This window comes from Hymenobacter sp. DG25B (assembly GCF_000801315.1).
Classification (GTDB): domain Bacteria; phylum Bacteroidota; class Bacteroidia; order Cytophagales; family Hymenobacteraceae; genus Hymenobacter.
Window position 1 is genome coordinate 2,202,280 of sequence record NZ_CP010054.1, and the last position, 19,594, is coordinate 2,221,873.

15 protein-coding genes are annotated in these 19,594 nt (G+C 57.8%); 12 read left to right on the forward strand and 3 right to left on the reverse strand.

The window, feature by feature from the left end:
* Positions 1–207 precede the first annotated feature (207 nt).
* Complete coding sequence (gene fahA / locus PK28_RS09340) at positions 208–1,494, reverse strand: fumarylacetoacetase (RefSeq protein WP_044513491.1); 1,287 nt, start codon at positions 1,492–1,494, stop codon at positions 208–210.
* 181 nt (positions 1,495–1,675) lie between these two features.
* Between fahA and PK28_RS09345 the strand changes: the two genes are divergently transcribed.
* On the forward strand, positions 1,676–2,866 hold the full coding sequence (locus PK28_RS09345) for an immunity 26/phosphotriesterase HocA family protein (RefSeq protein ID WP_048825810.1): 1,191 nt from the start codon (positions 1,676–1,678) through the stop codon (positions 2,864–2,866).
* A gap of 217 nt (positions 2,867–3,083) precedes the next feature.
* Here the strand turns inward: PK28_RS09345 and PK28_RS09350 are convergent, their stop codons facing one another.
* Positions 3,084–3,380 carry a NifU family protein gene (locus PK28_RS09350; RefSeq protein ID WP_044513492.1) on the reverse strand — a complete coding sequence of 99 codons (297 nt, stop codon included), beginning with the start codon at positions 3,378–3,380 and terminating at the stop codon, positions 3,084–3,086.
* Between the two features lie 151 nt (positions 3,381–3,531).
* Positions 3,532–4,635, reverse strand: a complete 1,104-nt coding sequence (locus tag PK28_RS09355) for an Mrp/NBP35 family ATP-binding protein (RefSeq protein WP_044513493.1) — start codon at positions 4,633–4,635, stop codon at positions 3,532–3,534.
* A gap of 242 nt (positions 4,636–4,877) precedes the next feature.
* Between PK28_RS09355 and dnaG the strand changes: the two genes are divergently transcribed.
* The 11 genes from dnaG (at position 4,878) to PK28_RS09410 (ending at position 19,564) form a co-directional block, all read left to right on the forward strand.
* Positions 4,878–6,911, forward strand: a complete 2,034-nt coding sequence (gene dnaG, locus PK28_RS09360) for a DNA primase (RefSeq protein ID WP_044513494.1) — start codon at positions 4,878–4,880, stop codon at positions 6,909–6,911.
* A 26-nt stretch (positions 6,912–6,937) separates the two neighbouring features.
* Positions 6,938–7,999, forward strand: coding sequence for a potassium channel family protein (locus tag PK28_RS09365; RefSeq protein ID WP_044513495.1), 1,062 nt, complete (start codon positions 6,938–6,940; stop codon positions 7,997–7,999).
* A 77-nt stretch (positions 8,000–8,076) separates the two neighbouring features.
* On the forward strand, positions 8,077–9,288 hold the full coding sequence (locus PK28_RS09370; protein ID WP_156126322.1) for a glycosyltransferase family 4 protein: 1,212 nt from the start codon (positions 8,077–8,079) through the stop codon (positions 9,286–9,288).
* Entirely contained in the window at positions 9,285–10,484 is a 1,200-nt protein-coding gene (locus PK28_RS09375; protein WP_044513496.1) for a glycosyltransferase, read from the forward strand. The genes PK28_RS09370 and PK28_RS09375 overlap by 4 nt, the downstream gene beginning before the upstream one ends.
* 126 nt (positions 10,485–10,610) lie before the next feature.
* On the forward strand, positions 10,611–11,414 hold the full coding sequence (gene proC, locus PK28_RS09380) for a pyrroline-5-carboxylate reductase (RefSeq protein WP_044516734.1): 804 nt from the start codon (positions 10,611–10,613) through the stop codon (positions 11,412–11,414).
* A 132-nt stretch (positions 11,415–11,546) separates the two neighbouring features.
* Positions 11,547–12,761 (forward strand): bifunctional 3,4-dihydroxy-2-butanone-4-phosphate synthase/GTP cyclohydrolase II, encoded by a 1,215-nt coding sequence (locus PK28_RS09385; RefSeq protein WP_044516736.1) that lies wholly within the window; start codon positions 11,547–11,549, stop codon positions 12,759–12,761.
* 129 nt (positions 12,762–12,890) lie between these two features.
* Positions 12,891–13,685 (forward strand): hypothetical protein, encoded by a 795-nt coding sequence (locus tag PK28_RS09390; protein ID WP_044513497.1) that lies wholly within the window; start codon positions 12,891–12,893, stop codon positions 13,683–13,685.
* 434 nt (positions 13,686–14,119) lie between these two features.
* Positions 14,120–14,794 (forward strand): TetR/AcrR family transcriptional regulator, encoded by a 675-nt coding sequence (locus PK28_RS09395; protein WP_044513498.1) that lies wholly within the window; start codon positions 14,120–14,122, stop codon positions 14,792–14,794.
* Between the two features lie 95 nt (positions 14,795–14,889).
* On the forward strand, positions 14,890–16,620 hold the full coding sequence (locus PK28_RS09400; RefSeq protein ID WP_044513499.1) for a peptidase domain-containing ABC transporter: 1,731 nt from the start codon (positions 14,890–14,892) through the stop codon (positions 16,618–16,620).
* A gap of 56 nt (positions 16,621–16,676) precedes the next feature.
* Positions 16,677–18,080 (forward strand): HlyD family secretion protein, encoded by a 1,404-nt coding sequence (locus PK28_RS09405; protein WP_048825815.1) that lies wholly within the window; start codon positions 16,677–16,679, stop codon positions 18,078–18,080.
* The gene (locus PK28_RS09410; protein WP_044513500.1) at positions 18,077–19,564 is read left to right on the forward strand and encodes a TolC family protein; all 1,488 of its coding nucleotides are present in this window, start codon (positions 18,077–18,079) and stop codon (positions 19,562–19,564) included. Before PK28_RS09405 ends, PK28_RS09410 begins: the two co-directional genes overlap by 4 nt.
* Positions 19,565–19,594: the final 30 nt, after the last annotated feature.

Genomic DNA, 19,594 nt, shown 5'->3' on the forward strand with positions numbered 1-19,594 from the left:
ATGCTGAGCACAGTCGAAGCATCTCGCGTTCTGATGTTGCCAGGGTATACCACACTAGCGAGATGCTTCGCCGGCGCTCAGCATGACGTTCTTTTTTTTCTTAACGACTGCCTTTTTCCAGCAATGGCAGCACGCGAGATGCTTCGGCTGCACCTCTGCATGACATGATGGACAGGGTAGTGCTCTGGCTTGAAGGGCTTTGGGGCCCTACAATGCCGGGGCTGGTAGTACCGTGCCGCGCACTTCACCGAAGCCGATGCGCAGGCCGTCTTTTTCGGCGTAGCCACGCATAATTACTGTGTCGCCGTCCTGCAGGAACTTGCGCTCTGAGCCATCGGGAAGGTGCAGGGGCTTGGTGCCGCGCCAGGAAAGCTCCAGCATAGAGCCATAAGAATCCGGGGTGGCGCCGCTGATGGTGCCGGAGGCGTACAGGTCGCCTACCTCAATGGGGCAGCCATTGCTGGCGTGGTGGGCCAGCTGCTGGGCCATGTTCCAGTACATGTACCGGAAGTTGGAATGGCAGATAACGGTTTCCGGGCCGTCTTTGAGCTGCAGCAGCACTTCCAGCTGAATATCGAAGTTATGGTCGCCATCGAGCTGCAGGTAGGGCAGGGGTTGGGGCTCCTGCTCGGGGCCACTCACGCGGAATGGCTCCAGGGCATCCATGGTTACCACCCACGGCGAAACGCTGCTGCCGAAGTTCTTGCCCAGAAACGGGCCCAGGGGCACGTATTCCCAGCTCTGAATGTCGCGGGCGCTCCAGTCGTTGAATAGCAGCAGGCCAAAGATGTGGTCTTCGGCTTCGGCTACCGGAATGGTCTCGCCCATGGTAGTGCCGTCGCCTACTACAAAGGCCACTTCCAGCTCAAAATCCAATTGCTGGGAGGGGCCGAAGGTAGGAGCCACGGCATCGGGGGCTTTGCGCTGGCCGTTGGGCCGGCGGATGGGTGTGCCACTGACTACTATGCTGCTGGTGCGGCCGTGGTAGCCAATAGGAATATGGCGCCAGTTGGGCAGCAGGGCGTTGGCTGGGTCGCGGAACATGGTGCCCACATTGGTGGCATGCTCAATGCTGCTGTAAAAATCGGTGTAGTTATGGGGCTTGATGGGGCGCAGCATACGCACTTCGCGCTGGCGCAGCAGGCAGTTGCGCATGGCCTCCTCATTATCGCGCAGGGTGGGGTTATCGTGCCGCAACAGCTCGCTGATGCGCTGGCGCACGGCCCGCCACGCCGTCTGGCCCAGGCGAATAAAGGCATTGAGCGTGCGCCGCCGGAAAACTTTGGGCTGCGCTGCCCCCAGGCCCAGATCATCGAAAAACCCATACTGCGCTACGGCATACAAGTCCAGCACGTACTCCCCTATGGCCACGCCCACGCGGGTGCCGCGCTCATCCGTTTCAAACACGCCAAACGGCAGGTTCTGAATCGGGAAGTCGCTGTGGGGCGGAATATCAATCCAGGAATGCAGGGTAGGGTCGTTCGGGTTGGCCATAGCGGGGAGAATAGGTTGGCCACAAAGGTAGGGTAAGCTGCCAAATGATGGATAAGCCGGCTACGGAACCCGATTAGGTCAGGCAAATCGAAGATGCTACCTTGAGCGCCAACCACAGCTGATTGCCGCTATGGCTCCAAGTAGGTATAGTAGTGGAAATAGATATGTTAGAAGCCATTATATGATGACATACGAACTAACAAACGAACAACGAAAATACTTCGGACTTGACCCCATTGAGAGCCATTGGGACAGAGTTACTTTTAAAGGCGACAAATATCGTGCAGAGAGCATATTGTATTTTGATAAAAATACTATCAAAAGGCACATTCTTTCAACAGAAAATGAATATTCAGAAAAACAGTACAATGAACTGACAAAAGACAGAGTTATACTTTTGCCTAAAACAGACAAAGGAAAGGGAAAGAAGTTAACGGCTTCTGTTTTAGATACACGCCACCCAGCTGGCGTATATCTAAGTGTTAACTGTGGTAACTTGATAATTGGGAATTATACCTCTCAAACCACTTTTTATTCAAGCAGTTGGGACAACGAAGAACAATCTAAAAAGAGCGTATCGGAAATCATAAATGACTTTATAGAAAATTCGCCTGAAAATCATCTTGCTGAAGTTAAGGATTTTAAAAAACTAAAAAGAGAAAACATAAAATTTAAATCAGGAGATTATTTCTGTTTTAAAATTGATAGATTAAATTATGGTTTTGGTCGCGTGCTTCTTGATGTGAAGAAAATTAGGAATCAGAAATTAATAGACGATTTTCATGGATTAAACTTGTTAATGTGTGCGCCAGTAATTATTGAGTTATTTGCTTGTAAATGCAAAGAGAAAAGTGTTGGAATTAATATTCTTGATAATCAACCAAAATTACCAACAGATGTAATGATGGACAATTTGCTATTATATGGAGAGTTTGAAATAATTGGACATAGAGAAATTAAAGATGAAGAATTTGACTTTCCCATTTCTTACGGACATAGCATTGATCAAAGGGGAGTAGTATTTCTACAGTGGGGCTTAATACACAAAGAACTGCCGCTAGAGAAATTCTGCAAATATGTGGCAGGTGAAAACGCATTCGACCATAATCCCTATGGTTATTACTCTATCGGATTTCGACCACATTACGACAGCGTCGATGTATGGAAAACAATAGAGAACAAAGGCGTTTTTAGCTTTGACAATGCAAGAGAGTATACATCGAAATGGGATTTGCGTAATCCTAATAATAAATATATAAAAGATGAAATATTTAAAGTTTTTGGGCTAGATGCCACTAAAGGATATTATGAAAATTCAATATTGTCAAGTGTAAAACTGCCAAGTGAAATAATTAAACAATTAAAAATATAAAAAAACACCGTTTATTAATAGTATATTGTTAATTGTAAACAAGGTAGTTGAAGATTTAATATATGTATTTTTATTGCGTATTTGTAAAAATATTTAACTGACCACTTTCATATGACCCACCTTCGTTAATACGTAAAGCTTTACCTCCCAAATCACCAAGCCCCGCCTTCACCACAAATGGTAAAAGCGGGGCTTGTCTTATAAGGCAAAAATCAATCTACCGAACCTGTCCGGCGGGCTGCTCCTGCATGGGTGTCAGATTAATGGCCTCCACCGCCCGAATTTCCGGCACGGCCTTCTTCACCGATTCTTCCACGCCGGCCTTAAGCGTCATAGGTGACATGGGGCAGGTGCCACAGGCGCCCAGCAGCTCCAGCTGCAGCACCATATCATCGGTGATGTTGAGGATGCGCACATTGCCGCCATCGGCTGCCAGGTAAGGACGGATGGTATCCAGGGCCTGTTCGATGCGCGGCAGGAGAGGGTGGTCGGCTACGGCAGGAGAATAGCTCATAGATAAAAAAGGTAACGCTGCGGGAGAAATCAAAACAGAGGAATAAGCAGCGGAAGCGTACGTAAAGGTAAGGCTTTGGGCAGAGTAAGTGAGCAACAAACAGGCGGACAGCAAAGTTGCCGCCGCGCTGCTTATGCGGCAGCGCGACAGGCTAGGCCTTCATTTCCACTATCTGCGTGCGCGGGGCAATGGCATTGCGGATGGATACCTGCCGGGCCAGCTCTTCAGCCAGCTGTGCAAACACCTCGGCCGAAGGAGTGCCAGGCTCCAGAATAGCCGGCGTGCCCTGGTCGCCATTCTCGCGGATGCTCTGCACCAGCGGAATGTGGCCCAGCAGCGGCACCTGGTGCTTTTCGGCCAGCCGCTGCCCGCCGCCTTCGCCAAAGATGAAGTACTTGTTGTCGGGCAGCTCGGCGGGCGTAAACCAGGCCATATTCTCCACTATGCCCAGAATGGGGACATTAATCTGCGGGAGGCGGAACATCTGCATGCCTTTCTCGGCATCGGCCAGGGCCACTTTCTGCGGGGTTGTCACGATGAGCGCGCCGGTTACGGGCACCGTCTGCACCATGGTCAGGTGAATATCCGAGGTTCCGGGAGGCATGTCCAGGAGCAGGTAGTCCAGCTCGCCCCAGTCTACTTCCGTGATAAACTGCTTCAGCGCCGACGAAGCCATGGGGCCGCGCCACACAATAGCCGACTCAGCGGGGGCCAGGAAGCCTATGCTCATCAGCTTCACCCCAAACTTCTCAATGGGCTGAATCAGGTTTTTGCCTTCTGGCGACTGGTACACGTGGGGGCGGGCATCTTCCACGCCAAACATCAGCGGCATGCTGGGGCCGGAAATGTCGGCATCTACCAGGCCCACTTTGGCGCCGGTTTTGGCCAGCGCAATGGCCAGGTTGGCCGTTACGGTGCTTTTGCCCACGCCGCCTTTACCGGAGGCAATGGCAATGATGTTCTTCACGCCGGGCAGCAGGTCGCGGTTCTGGCGCATGCTGGTCACGCGGGAGGTCATGCTGATTTTCACGTCGGCCTCTTTGTCCACCATAGTATGAATGGCGCGCACACAGGCATTGTGAATCAGCTCTTTCAGGGGGCAGGCGGGCGTGGTGAGCACGACAGTGAACGACACCGTTTTGCCTTCAATTGCCACGTCCTCAATCATGTTCAGCGTGACGAGGTCTTTGCCCAGATCGGGCTCTTCCACGTAGCTGAGGGCTTTCAGGACGTCTTCTTTGGTTATCGTAGCCATTATATTCAGAAAGGAAAAGGCGGATAGGAAACGCAAAGATAACCCGGAAAAGCGGGCGGTGGTTGTTCGGAAAGCAGGTGGCCGGAAATGGATGTAGCGCGAAGCTCCGGCTTCGCGGACGAGCGAAGCGAGTAGGCGGAAAGGTGCCGTGTGTAACCACGCGGAGGAACTCGCGAAGCTCGTGCGCGAAGCCGGAGCTTCGCGCTACATATCGTTGTACTTCCTCGCTACCTTTGCACCGTATGGCCCGCATCCCCAAAGAAACCATTGACCAGATTCTGCACCACGCCGATATCGTAGAAGTCGTCGGCGACTTTGTTTCCCTGAAGCGGAAAGGGCAGAATATGTGGGCCTGCTGCCCGTTCCACCATGAAAAGTCGCCGAGCTTTTCGGTAGCGCCAGCCAAGGGCCTGTACAAGTGCTTTGGCTGCGGCAAGGCGGGGGGCGTGGTGCAGTTTATTATGGATATTGAGGGTACCAGCTACGTGGAGGCCCTGAAATACCTGGCCAAAAAGTACGGTATTGATGTTCAGGAGGAAGAAAAAACGCCCGAGCAGCAGCTGGCCCAGAACGACAAGGACTCCCAGTTCATCGTCTCCAACTGGGCTAAGGACCACTACCACAAGCTGCTGCTGCACCACGAGGAAGGCCAGAGCATTGGTCTGAGCTACCTGCGCCAGCGCGGCCTGAATCAGAACACCATTCAAACCTTCGAGCTGGGCTACTCCCTCGACCTCTGGGACGACCTGCTGAAAGCCGCCGAGCGGGACGGCTACGACAAGAAATACCTCGAGAAAACCGGCCTCACCATCGTTAAGGAAGACGAGCAGGGCAAAGACACCGGCCGCCGCTACGACCGGTTCCGGGGCCGCGTCATGTTCCCCATTCACAACGTATCGGGGCGCGTGGTGGGCTTTGGTGCGCGCACACTCAAGGCCAACGACAAAACGGCCAAGTACCTGAACTCGCCGGAGTCGGAAATCTACCATAAGTCCGATGTGCTCTACGGCCTGTACCAGAGCCGGCAGGCTATTCGCACCGAGGAGCAGTGCTACTTGGTGGAGGGCTACCTGGATGTGCTGAGCCTGCACCAGGGCGGCATCAAAAACGTGGTAGCCTCCTCGGGTACCTCGCTCACCGAAGGCCAAATCCGCCTGATTAAGCGCTATTCTGATAATGTAACGGTGCTGTATGACGGCGACGCGGCCGGCATTAGGGCCTCGCTGCGCGGAATTGATATGCTGCTGGAAGGCGGCCTGAACGTGCGCGTGGTGCTGTTCCCGGACGGCGACGACCCCGACAGCTACATCCGCAAAGTAGGCGACCAGCGCTTCAAGGACCACCTGGAAAACGCCAGTCAGGACTTCATCACCTTCAAAACCCAGCTGGTAGCCAAAGAAGCCGCCCACGACCCGGTAAAAAAGGCCGAAGCTATTCGGGAAGTGCTCCAAAGCATTGCCAAAGTGCCGGACCCCATTAAGCGGCAAGTGTTTTTGCAGCAAACCAGCAACACCTTCGGTATTGATGAGCAGGTGCTTATCACCGAGTATAACAAGCTGGTCAAGAATGCCACCCAGAAAGCCTCGCCTTCGCCGGGCAGCGCGCCCAGCGGGTTAGGTCAGCAGCCCCCGGCGGCCGCTCCACGCGCACTTTCACCGGAAGAAGAAGCCGAGGCGCTGATGTACGGCGCCACGCCCGACGAGCTGGGCGGCGCGGCCACACCCGGCCGCGACGAGCTGGAGCCCATTGGCGACGTGCTGCAAACCTGTGAGCGGGAAATTGTGCGCCTGCTGGTGCTTTACGCCCCCCAGCCCCTGACGGAGGAAGTGGCCGTGGCCCAGTACCTGATTGCCCAGCTGGAAGAAACGCCCCTGCGCACGCCGCTCTACGCCGATGTGCTCCACTGGTGCCAGCAGGAAATGGAGCAGGGCCGCTGGCCCGAGATACGCAACCTCATCCAGCACAGCCGCTCCGATATCCGCGCCCTCATTGGCGACCTGGCCACCGAGAAGCACGAGCTCAGCCCCAACTGGACTACCCACCAGATTCACGTACCGCGCGAGCTGGACCTCATTCAGCAGGCCTGCGACAACGCCATTCTGCGCCTGAAGAAAGAAGTAGTGCAGCGCGAGCTAAACAAGTTGCAGCTGGAGCTGCGCCTGGCCCAGGACCCCGCCGCCGTAGACCGGATTCTGGAAAACCTGATGCTGTATAAGCGCCTGGATAATGAGCTGGCCGCCCATTTGGGCACCGTTATACCACGCAATATTGCATAGCAGCGCCATGCGCCTAACTTAGCTCCGTGCGCTTAAATCAAATTCAGTATTCGCCGTTGCCGCCCTCCGTCTGGAAGCGGGCCAACCTGAGCCGGTTTGTAATTGCGCTGGGCGTTACGGCGCTTAGCCTGTGTACCGGCGTGAGCGGGTTCATGTATTTTGGCGGCTACAATGTGGTCGATGCCTTTTACATGACCATGATTACCGTGTCTACGGTGGGCTTTGGGGAGCTGCATACCATGGACCAGACCGGGCGCCTGTTTGTCTCGCTGTATATCTTTTTCAACCTGCTGGTGGTGGCCTACCTCGTGTCGGTACTCACTACTTATATTTTTGATGGCGAGCTGCGTAACATCTTCCATATGTTCAAAACTGACCAGGAAATCCGGCGTTTCAGCGGGCACGTAATTGTTTGCGGCTTCGGCCGCAACGGCAGCAAAGCCTACCACGAACTGCGCAGCAACGGCGCCCGCGTGGTGGTGATAGAGCAAAATCAGAAGCTGATGCGCGACCGGCTGGAGGCCGGCATGGGGGAGGTGCCCGCCGTGTTTGGCGATGCTACTTCCGATGAAACCCTGCTGGCGGCCGGCATTGAGCGCGCCGCCGCCCTCATTACGGCCCTGCCCAAAGACTCCGACAACGTGTTTGTGGCCCTCACGGCCCGCGAGCTGAACCCTAAAATCAAGATTATTGCCCGCGCCAGCCTGAAATCAAGCGAGGCCAAGCTGCTGCGCGCCGGCGCCGACTCCGTGGTGATGCCCGATGAAATAGGGGGCTCGCACATGGCCAACCTGGTGGTGCGCCCTGAGGTAATCCGGTTCTTGGAAATGATATCGGGCCTGGGGCCCGATAAGCTCCGTCTGGAGGAGTTGCGCTACGCCGGCGTGCGCCGGGAGTTTCAGGGCAAAAGCATCCGGGAGCTGGATATTCGCTCCCGCAGCGGGGCTACCGTTATCGGCCTGAAGCTCAGCTCCGGAGAGTTTGTGGTGAGCCCCAGCGCCGATGTGCGCCCCGCCCCTGGCGACGTACTGCTGCTGTTGGGTACCGAAACCCAGATTAAGCTGCTGGAGCAGCAGTTTCTGCCTTAAGCCCAGCACTACTTGCGGCGGGAAGTGTAGCTTTGCAGCAGCTTAGGATTAGATGTTTTCGCTAGCTGACTGACTCTGTGCGTGTTCTGCAACTCTGTCCGCGTGTTCCGTTTCCGCCGCATGATGGTGGCGCTATTGCCATGTATGATGTGGCGGCGGGCCTGGCCCGCGCCGGCCACGAGGTAACCGTGCTGGCCATCAACACGCCCAAGCATTTTCAGCCCGCCCACGTGCTGGAGCACCTGCCCGGCGTGCGGCTCCAAACCGTTCCGGTAGATACCCGGCTCTCGCCCTGGAAAGCACTGCGCAACCTGGCTTTCGGCCAGGTGCCATATAACGTGGAGCGGTTTATCAGCCCGGCATTCACGGCGGCTTTGCGGGAGCTGCTGCGCACGGAGCGGTTTGATGTTGTTCAGATAGAAGGCACGTTTGTGGCCTGGTACGTGGAGGTGGTGCGGGCCGCGGCGCCCACGGTGCCCGTGGTGCTGCGGGCTCACAATCTGGAGCATGGCATCTGGCAAATGCTGGCCAGCCGGGAAACCAACCCGGCAAAGCGCTGGTATTTGGGCCACCTGGCGGCGGGTCTGCGCCGTTTTGAGCAGGCGTATCTGCCCCGGTTTGATGCCATTGCCGCCATTACGGAGCCCGACCAGCGCCGCCTGCGGGAGTTGGGCTGCCGGGAGCCGATTGTGTTTATTCCGGCCGGGGTTGATCTGCAGCGCTTCCGGCGCAATAAGGCCATTCATGCCCGGCCGCGCACCCTGTTCATGATCAGCTCCCTGAACTGGCTGCCCAATCAGGAAGGGCTGGACTGGTTTCTAACGCAGGTGTGGCCGCGCATCACGGACCGCCTGCCCGATCTGGAGCTGCACCTGGCGGGCAAAGACATGCCCGAACGCTACCAGCAGATGCGCCTGCCCCGGGTGGTAGTGCACGGTTTTGTAGACTCCGCCGCCGAGTTTATGCAGCAGTATGAGCTGATGCTGGTGCCCCTGCTTTCCGGGGGCGGCATGCGCGTCAAAATCATTGAAGGCATGGCGCTGGGCAAGTGTATTCTGAGTACTGGTGTGGGCTCCGAAGGCATTTACTGCCAGAACAACAAAGACATTATTCTCTGCGATGACCCGGAAGAATGGGTGGAGCGCATTGAGCGGTATTATCACGGAGATTTATGCCACGATAAGATGGGAGAGGAGGCCGCTGCCACGGTGCAAAGCCTCTACGACAACCACCGCATTATTGAGAAATTTGAGGAGCTGTACCGCACGCTAATCCCTCGGCCGGCATGATCAGCGCCGTGGCCGCCGTGGTTTTCTGGCTGAGTCTGCTGCTGGTAGCGCATACCTACGTGCTGTTTCCCTGGCTGCTGGCGCGGCAGGCGCGCGGCCGCCGGCAAAATGCGCAGGTATATACGGCTGATGATGAGAACCTGCCCGCCGTGGATATCCTGCTGGCCGTGCACAATGAAGAGCAGGTAATCGAGGAAAAAATTCATTCCACGTTTACCACCACCTACCCGCTGGACCGGCTCACTTTCTACATCGGTTCTGATAATTCTGCCGACCAAACGCATGCCCTGGTAGAGCGCCTGCAGCAGCAATATCCCCAAATCCGGTTCCGGCCTTTCTCCCAGCGCACCGGCAAGCCCGGTGTTATGGAGGCGCTTTCCCGGGAAGCCGCCGCGCCGGTTCTGGTTCTCACGGATGCCAACGTATTTTTTGCGCCCGATACGCTTTACCACCTGGTGAAGCATTTCTGCAACCCGGCTATTGGTTTGGTGGGCGGTAACATCCTGAACCCGGAGCACCGCCAGGAAGGCATTTCCGGCCAGGAAAAAGCGTACCTGGAGCGGGAAAACCTGATTAAGTACCAGGAGGGCGTGGTGTGGGGAACTATGATAGGAGCCTTTGGGGGCTGCTTTGCCGTGCGCCGCGCTGCCTACCAACCGGCCCCGGCCCACTTCCTCGTCGACGACTTCTACATTTCCCTGGCGGTGCTGCAGGCGGGCTATCAGGCTATTAATGAACTGCAGGCAGTATGCTACGAGGACGTATCAGACCGGCTGCCGGAGGAATTCCGGCGCAAGGCGCGCATCTCGGCCGGCAACTTCCAGAACCTGCGCGTGTTCCGCGGGCTGCTCTGGCCGATGTGGTCGGGGCGGGCGTATGCGTTCTGGTCGCACAAAGTGCTTCGCTGGTTTACCCCTTTTTTCCTGCTGCTGCTGCTGCTGGCCAATACCGTGCTGGTGGCAGAAGGAGCCGGCTGGTTTTACGGGCTTACGCTGCTGGGCCAGCAGGGGCTGCTGCTACTACTGCCCCTCGACTGGCTGCTGCGGCAGGCGGGTATCCATAACCGGCTGCTGCGCTTCATTACGCACTTTTACAGCATGAATGCGGCGTTGCTGCTGGGCCTCTGGCGCTACCTGCGCGGTATTAAAACCACCGTCTGGCAGCCCACCCAACGCTTTCAGCAGGCGGCTAAGTAAGATTTTCGGCTGGCTGTTCCTGGCTGTTTTCTGGTCGATTCTTCTCAATGCTGGGGTAAACTCAGTACGATGGGAGAACCGGAATCAGCCACTTAATACCAACAACATCAAACCATTATGAAACAGCTGCGGATTGCTATTGTGGGGTGCGGCAATATGGGGCTGGCCTTCGCCAAGTCCTTTCTGCATTATAACCTGGTAGAGCCACAGGACCTGCTCCTGATTGGTCGCCATGCCGAGCACTGCCAGCGGCTGCGGCAGGCCCATCCCAGCTTGCCCACCGGCCTGCTCGATGCGCAGGTAAGCACCTGCAACGTAGTTCTGATTGCCATCAAGCCCCAGGATTTTGGCCGCATGGCCGGAGACCTGGCCGCTGTATTGCGGCCGGAACAGGTGGTGCTCTCCATCATGGCGGGTATCCCCATTGCCCGCCTGCAGCGGGAGCTGGGCCATGGCCAAGTGCTGCGCGCCATGCCCAACACGCCGGCGTTGCTGGGCATGGGCATCACGGGTTTCTCGGCGGCGCCGGAGGTGGAGCGGCTGCGCCTGCATCAGATAGAAAACCTTCTGAACGCTACCGGGCGCGCTATTTTTCTGGAAGATGAAAGCCTGCTGGATGCCGTGACGGCCCTGAGTGGCAGCGGCCCGGCTTACTTTTATTTCCTGGTGAAAGGCATGATTGAAGCGGGCCGGCAAATGGGCTTTTCGGAGTCGGTGGCAGCCCTGCTGGTAAAGCAGACCATGTTGGGGTCCTATCATTTGCTCAATAACTCAGAGAAAAACCTGGATGAGCTCATTGCGGATGTGGCCTCCAAAGGCGGCACCACCGAGGCTGCCCTGCGCCGCTTTGCCCAGGGAAACCTCACCGAAACCCTGATAGCCGGCATCCAGGCGGCCCGGCAGCGGGCCACGGAGCTGGCCGCCGAATAGCCGTCGGGCTGCCCTCATAACACCGAAAATGCCGTCACCTTGGGTAGGCTGCGGCCAGAGGCGTAACTTCGCGCCGCCGTTGCGGTTTACATGCCGGGCGTGCCTTTCTTTTTCCCGCCCAACCCAGCCAGTATGCTTGATTCGATTGAAGATGCCATTGCCGACATCCGCGCCGGTAAAGTGGTTATTGTAGTAGATGATGAGGACCGCGAAAACGAAGGCGACTTTATCTGCGCCGCCCGCTGCGCCACCCCTGAAATTGTGAATTTCATGGCCACCCATGGCCGCGGCCTGGTGTGTGCCCCGTTGCTGGAAGACCGCTGCGAGCAGTTGGGCCTGGAGCTGATGGTGGGCCGCAACACGGCCCTGCACGCCACGCCCTTCACGGTTTCTATTGACCTGCTGAAGAACGGCGTAACCACCGGTATTTCTGCTTCCGACCGCAGCAAAACCATCCTGGCCCTCATCGACCCCGATACCAAGCCCGAGGAGCTGGGTAAACCCGGCCACATCTTCCCCCTCAAAGCCCGCAAGGAAGGCGTGCTACGCCGCGCCGGTCACACCGAGGCGGCCGTAGACCTGGCCCGGCTGGCCGGGTTTGAGCCCGCCGGCGTGTTGGTGGAAATTCTGAAGGAAGACGGCGAAATGGCCCGCCTGCCGGAACTTCGGGAAGTAGCCAAGCGCTGGGACCTGAAGCTGATTTCGGTACAGGACCTCATCAAGTATCGCCTGGAGAAAGAAAGCCTCATTACCCGCGAAATTTCTGTGCAGCTGCCTACCGAGTGGGGCGATTTTGACCTGTATGCCTACACCCAGCGCTCCAACGGTGCCCAGCACCTGGCCCTGGTGAAAGGCGACCTGACCCCCGGCGAGCCGGTGCTGGTGCGCGTGCACTCCAGCTGCGTTACCGGCGACATTTTCGGCTCCTGCCGCTGCGACTGCGGCCCCCAGCTGCACCATGCCATGCAGCAGATTGAAAAGGCCGGTAAAGGCGTTTTGGTGTATATGAATCAGGAGGGCCGCGGTATTGGCCTGCTCAACAAGCTGAAAGCTTACAAGCTGCAGGAGCAGGGCCGCGACACCGTGGAAGCCAACATTGAGCTGGGCTTTGGCATGGATGAGCGCGACTACGGCGTGGGTGCCCAAATTCTGCGCGACCTGGGCATCAGCAAAATGCACCTGCTCACCAACAACCCCCGCAAGCGCACCGGCCTCATCGGCTACGGCCTGGAAATAGTGGATACCGTGCCCATCGAAATTATTCCAAACGAGCACAACGAGCGGTACCTGACCACCAAGCGGGACAAGCTGGGCCACACCATTCTCAGTAAGCTGCGGCCGGCATAAAGCAGCCGCGTAAACACCCACGGCAACTAAGTAGCGCGAGGCGCTATCTTAATACTTACTACGGTGAATAGGCAGCATAAGCGGCTTATTCACCGTAGCTTTATAGCTCCTTTCCATTATTCTTATCTAATGAACTTCCACTATTTTACCACTCTACTATTAGGCTCTTTGCTGGGGGCCAACGTGGCAGCCCAGGCGCAATTCACCGAAAAGTATAATGCCCAAAAATTCGCCAAGGAGTTTGGCTGGGCCGAAGTAGCTCTTACTAACGGAGAAACTTTGAAGGGCCCCGTTACGCTTTACTGGAGCGAAGACATGCTAGTGCTGAATCAGCAAGGCCAGAAAGTATTGCCCTCAGTGCATGTCACCCATTTCACTGTGCGGCAGGAGCAGCCTGTCGACTTCGACACGAAGAAACGTTACGATTTCGAGCCGATGAGGCAAGGCTACTACCCGGGTAAAGCCGGCTTCCCGACGGAACCGAAGCCGCAAAAATTGTGGGAGATGCCGCCGCAGGTGAGCCGGGTATTCCAAACCTATCGTTGGTCTCGGGCTGAGGATCACAGCAACTTCCGAGGGCTAGGTTACTTTGAGCAACTGAGCGCCGGCCCGGTAGTACTGCTCAGCCGTCAGGCACTGTTCCTGAAAACGCAGCATGTAGCGGGCGCCCCCGGCAGTACAGGCAGTACATACAAACAAATAGCAAAGAAAGACGGGTTTTATCTATCGTATTCCGATGGCAGCCTGCGGTATCTGCGGGAGCCAGAAAAGGAGTTTTACGCCGCTTTTCAAAATTACATTCCGCAAATACAAGAGTTTGCCCGTCGCTACAACCTAGGGTTTTCCAAACCCCACGAGTTGGCGTATCTGGTGAATTATGCTAACTCATTGGCTGTCAGTGGCGCGCAAAAACCCACTGAATAAGACGTCTGATCAGCCTTCAGCTATACTTTTATTTCACAAATCCCAATGCGCAGCAGCAGATAGCTCAGGACACAGAGGAGCGCTACCTCACTACCAAGCGGGATAAGCTGGGTCATACTATTTTAAGCAAGCTGCGGCCGGCCTAGTCCGGTTAGGCGGGCAGTTAGACTAACTACTCTGCTGCGCCTTTCGGTCTCGGTGCCAATAGCCTGCATTTCAGCCCTATCGGGCGGCCTGCTTCTCTCTGGAGTGTGCCGCCCGATAGGGTTGTTTGCTTTAGAAAAGCCGCCTATCAGGATTAGAAGTAAGATTAAATTTTTTAATAGTATTACTATTAAACACAATAGCCGTTTATATTTGCAGCTGTAGGCTTTCTATCAGGCTGCTGAGTAGGAAGGCCCCGGAAAATGCAATCCGCCCTTAGCTGCCCCACCATGAGCACTGCCCTGCGCATCGAACTAAATAAGAACCTGTACCTGCGCGACCCGCAGGACACAGACCTGGGCCGCCGCCTGATAGCGGAAAGTATTCTGCTGATTGATGAAATTGGCTTTGAGCAGTTTACCTTCAAAAAGCTGGCCGCGCGGATGGATTCCACGGAAGCTTCCCTGTACCGCTACTTTGAGAATAAGCACCGGCTGTTGGTTTATCTGATGTCGTGGTACTGGGCCTGGCTGCGCTTCCAGATTCGGTTTCATACCCACAACGTGGCCAGTGCGCCGGAGCGCATGCGGCTTATCCTGGGCATTCTGACCCGGGCCCATCACGACGACCCCTCCACCACCCAGCTGGATGAAGCCGCACTCTACCGCCTGGTTATCAACGAAGCCTCCAAAGCCTACCTCACGCATGGCGTGGATGAAGACAACAAGGTGGGCCTGTTCCGCGAATACAAACAGCTGGTAGCGGACATTACGCTGGTGGTAAGAGAGATTAACCCGGCCTATGCGTATCCGCATGCCCTGGTAAGCACGCTGCTGGAAGCGGCCCGCAAGCAGCTGTTCTTTGCCTGGCACCTGCCTTCCCTCACTGATGCCAATCCGCAGCAGGCAGCGGAAACCGAAATATATGCGTTTCTGGAATCCCTGGTTTTTGGCGTACTTAAATAAGCAACCCGCACAAGCTTCACCTAAGGTTGTTATACAACCGGCGCCACCGCCTCAGGCCAGAGAGGAAGCTTCCCCACACTTAGTTTTTTGAGACCATGGCAGATCAAACTGAAGCGAGCCTGACGCCCGGCCAACGCATGTTCCGGTTGCTGGCCGCAGAACGCCGGGACATCACCTACCTGTATATCTATGCCGCGCTGGCCGGCCTCATCAGCCTCACCCTGCCGCTGGGGGTACAGTCCGTTATCGGGTTTGTGAGTAGTGGCGATGTCAGTACCTCCTTGGTGGTGCTCATCAGCTTTATTGTGGTGGGCACTTTTCTGGTGGGGGCGCTGCAGGTTATGCAGCTATATCTGGTGGAGTTTATCCAGCAGCGCCTGTTTGCGCGGGTAAGCTTCGACTTTGCCGTGCGCCTGCCCCGGGTGCGCACGGAGGCCCTGAACGGCCAGTACCTGCCCGAGCTGATGAACCGCCTGCTGGATACGCCTACCCTGCAAAAGGGCCTGGCTACGGTGCTGGTGGAGTTTTCCGCGGCCGCCCTGCAAATTCTGTTTGGGCTGATTCTGCTGGCGTTTTATCACCCCATTTTTATTGCCTTTGGCGTGCTGCTGGTTCTGGTGCTGGGGCTGCTCCTGCGCCTCACCAGCCCCAAAGGACTCAGCACGAGCCTGCAGGAATCAAAATACAAGTATAAAGTGGTGGCCTGGCTGGAAGATATTGCCCGGACGGCGCAAACCTTTCGGTACCCGCCCCGGGAGGAGCTGGCTTACAACCGCACCGATGAGCTGGTAGGCAGCTACCTCACGGCCCGGCAGCAGCATTTCCGGGTGCTGCTCACGCAATACTTCGGGTTTGTGGCTTTTAAAACGCTTATCACGGCGGCTCTGCTGATCATTGGTTGCTGGCTGCTGATTAGCAAGCAGCTGAACATTGGGCAGTTTGTGGCCGCCGAAATCGTGATAATCCTCATCATCTCGGCGGTGGAGAAGGTATTGATCAAGCTGGATGTAGTGTATGATGCCCTAACCTCCATTGATAAAATTGGCCAGGTGCTGGACCTGCCGGTGGTGCCGCCGCGGGCCGGCGCAGAAATGCCGCTGCCAACCGGGCGCTGTGGGCTGCAGCTGGAACTCCAGGACCTGAGCTACCACTACCCGGGTAGCCGCAAAGCAACCCTGCAGGAGGTAACGCTTACGTTGCACGCCGGCGAGCATCTGGGCCTGGCCGGCCACGATGGCAGCGGAAAAAGCACCTTACTGCGGGTACTGGCCGGGCAGCTCCTGGATTTTTCCGGCGTGGTGGCGTGTGATGGGCTGGCTATGCAGGACCTGTCGGCAGCTACCATGGGCCTGCACATTGGGGATAATATTTCGCACCAAAACCTGTTTGAGGGCACGGTGCTCGAGAATATAACCCTGGGTCAGGCGGGTATTTCCCCTGAGGATGTAGCCTGGAGCCTGGAGCTGGTAGGCCTGCGCGAGCAGGTGTACAGCCGGCTGGGCGGCCTGCAGGCACCCCTGGGCATTGGCAGCCCCCTGGCTGATAGCTTTCGCCAGAAGCTGCTGCTGGCCCGGGCGCTGGTGCGCCGCCCCCGCCTGCTGCTGCTCGATGGTTTTCTGCCCGGCGTGGAGCCCGTGGAGCGGCTGCGCATCCTGACGCGGGTGCTGGCCCCGGAGCATTGCTGGACCGCCGTGCTGGCCTCCAACGAGCTGCGCGAGCTGGCCCTGTGCCCGCGCCTGGCTTTTATGCGCGAGGGCTCCCTGTTGGCTGATGGACCCTTCGCGGAAATGGCGAAACGGCCAGAGTTTCAAACCTTGCTGGCTTAACGACCGGCCCACCAGCTTCCGGAGAGCAAGTACCACCCTAGTTTAGACTTATCCCGATGCCTTTTGCTGAAAATCCTCTGGATGAAACCAACCCGGCAGTAGCGCGCTTCCGCTCATTTGCCCGGGTGCAAACGCCCACCATGGGGCGCACGCTGGCCCGTTGGGTAGGCGCCCTGGGCGTATTGGTGCTGCTGGCCGGGTTTCTGCCCTGGACCCAGAACATCCGCTCCTACGGCCAGCTGACCACCCTGCGCCCCCAGGACCGGCCGCAAACCGTGCCCAGCACCATTGCCGGGCGTATTGCCCGCTGGCACGTGCGGGAAGGCCAGCTGGTAAAAAAAGGCGATACGCTGGTTGAAATTACCGAAATCAAGGAGAAATATTTCGACCCCCAGCTGCTGCAGCGCACCCGCGAGCAGCTGCAGGCCAAAATTGCGGCTTTGGAAGAAAACCGGGGCAAAACCGTAGCGCTGGGCTCCCAGCAGCAGGCCCTGCGGAGCGGCCTGAGCATCAGCCTGGACAAAGCCCGCAACAAAGTAAGCCAGACGCGCCTGAAGCTGAACTCGGACCAAGCTGACCTGCGTGCCGCCAACAATGACCTGGAAATTGCCCGCCAGCAGCTCACGCGCCAGGAAGCTCTCTACCAACAAGGCTTAAAAAGCCTGACGGAGCTGGAGCAGCGCTGCCTGAAATTCCAGGAAAGCACGGCCAAACAGCAGTCGGCCGAGAATAAGGTGGGCGCCAGCCAGCAGGAGCTGCAGAATGCCCAGCTGGAGCTGTCCTCGCTGCAGGCTGAATACCAGGACAAGCTGGCTAAGTCCGAATCGGACCGCCGCTCGGCTGTGGCCTATCAGTTTGATAGTGAAGGCCAGATTGCCAAGCTGCGCAACGAGCTGGCCAACCTTAGCATCCGGGCCGGCTACTACTACATTCAGGCCCCGCAGGATGGCTACGTAGTGCGGGCGCTAAAGGAGGGCCTGGGGGAGATGGTGAAGGAAGGCGAGCCGATTGTGACGGTGATGCCTAAATCTCCGGCCCTGGCCGCCGAACTCTACGTGAAGCCCATGGATATTCCCCTGCTCACGGTGGGGCGCAAAGTGCGGCTGCAGTTTGATGGCTGGCCGGCCCTGGTGTTCACCGGCTGGCCGGGCTCCAGCTTTGGCACGTTTGGGGGCCGCGTGGCCGTCATTGATAACATCGGCTCGCAGGGGGAGTACCGCATCCTGGTTACTCCCGACCCGGCGCTGGAGCCCTGGCCCGAACCCCTGCGCGTGGGCTCCGGCGTATATGGCTGGGCCCTGCTGGATGATGTGCCGATTTGGTACGAGCTATGGCGGCAGCTGAATGGCTTCCCGCCCAATTTTGTGGGCAGTCCGGCAGCCAAGGGCAAGAGTGGTAGTGGTAAGGTGGCCAAGGCGGATAAAGCGGCCGACAGCGGGGGAGAGGAGGAAGGCAAATGAAACAGCTGACGTATGCCTTGCTGCTGGGCAGTATGCTGACCTCGCGGCCGGGCTCTGCCCAGGGAGTTGGCAGTTTGACCCCGACCCTGACGCCCGGCGCCGCTGTTTCCCGCACCGCCGACTCAGCGCAGGTTTTCAGCCTGACCGATATGCTGACCTACGTGGCCCTGCGCCACCCCGTGGCCCGCAAAGCCGGGCTGCTGCCGGATCGGGCCCTGCAGGAGGTGCGCTTTGCCCGCGGCCAGTTTGACCCCACCGCCAGCAGCAAATACTACGGCAAAACCTTCAAAGGCAAAGAATATTTTCATGACTGGGATGCCCAGCTGCGCGTTCCGGTGTGGTATGGCCTGGATGTGAAAGCGGGCTTCGACCGGGGCGTGGGCCCCTACATCAACCCGGAAAACAGCACCTCGCCGGCGGGCCTGAGCTACGTCGGTATTTCGGTGCCGCTGGGGCAGGGCTTGCTCATGGATGAGCGGCGGGCCGCCGTGCGGCAGGCCCAGGCGCTGCAGGGCCTGGCCGAGGCCGAACGGCGCAGTGCCCTCAACAAGCTGCTGCTGCAGGCCACCAAAGACTACTGGGACTGGAGCCTGAACTACCAGCGCCTGCAGCTGCTGTCCCAAAATACCGACTTGGCCCTTATTCGCCTGCGGGCCGTGCGGCAGCGCGTGCTGCTCGGCGACCTGGCCGCCATTGACTCCGTAGAAGCCCTCACGGAGCTGCAAAACCGGCAGGCTACGCTCAGCCAGGCGCGGGTGCAGTTCCGCAACGCCACGCTGCTGCTGAGCAACTACCTCTGGGACGAGCAGCAGCAACCCCGGGAGCTACCCACCTCGGCCCGGCCCCAGCCGCTACCCGGCCCCGCGGAGTGGCGGCCCCTCTCGCCCGATTCTGTGCGGGCCCTGGCCCAGGTAGCCGGGCAGGTGCATCCGGAGCTGCAGAAAAGCCAGGCCAAGCTGGTGCAGCTGGGCGTAGAGCGCCGCATGCTCAGCAACAAGCTGCTGCCCAAGCTCTCCGTAGACTATAACCTGCTGCAGGCCGGGCAGCCGTTCAGCCCGGAAAAGCCCGCCAGCCTGAGCGGGACCTACCTCGAGAACAACTACAAGCTGGGCCTCAGCTTCGCGTATCCGCTGCTGCTGCGCCAGGAGCGGGCCAAAATCCAGCTGAACCGTCTCAAGCTGCAGGAAACCCAGCTGGACCTGCAGCAGAACACCCGCGACGTCCAGACCGGGGTGCAAACCGCCGCCAACGACTGGGAAGCCCTGCGCGAGCAGCTGGCTCTGCAGGAGCAGGTGGTGCGCAATGCCAGCCGCCTGCGCGAGGGCGAGCAGATACGTTTTGAAAACGGGGAAAGCTCCGTGTTTCTGCTCAACTCCCGGGAAGCCAGCCTGGTGCTGGCGCGCATAAAGCTAGCCGAGCTGCAAGCCAAATATGCCCAGACCCAGGCCACCCTGCGCTGGGCGGCGGGCGGTGCGCCGGAATAGCCAGTGTTTGGGTGTGATTGGTAAGAGGCC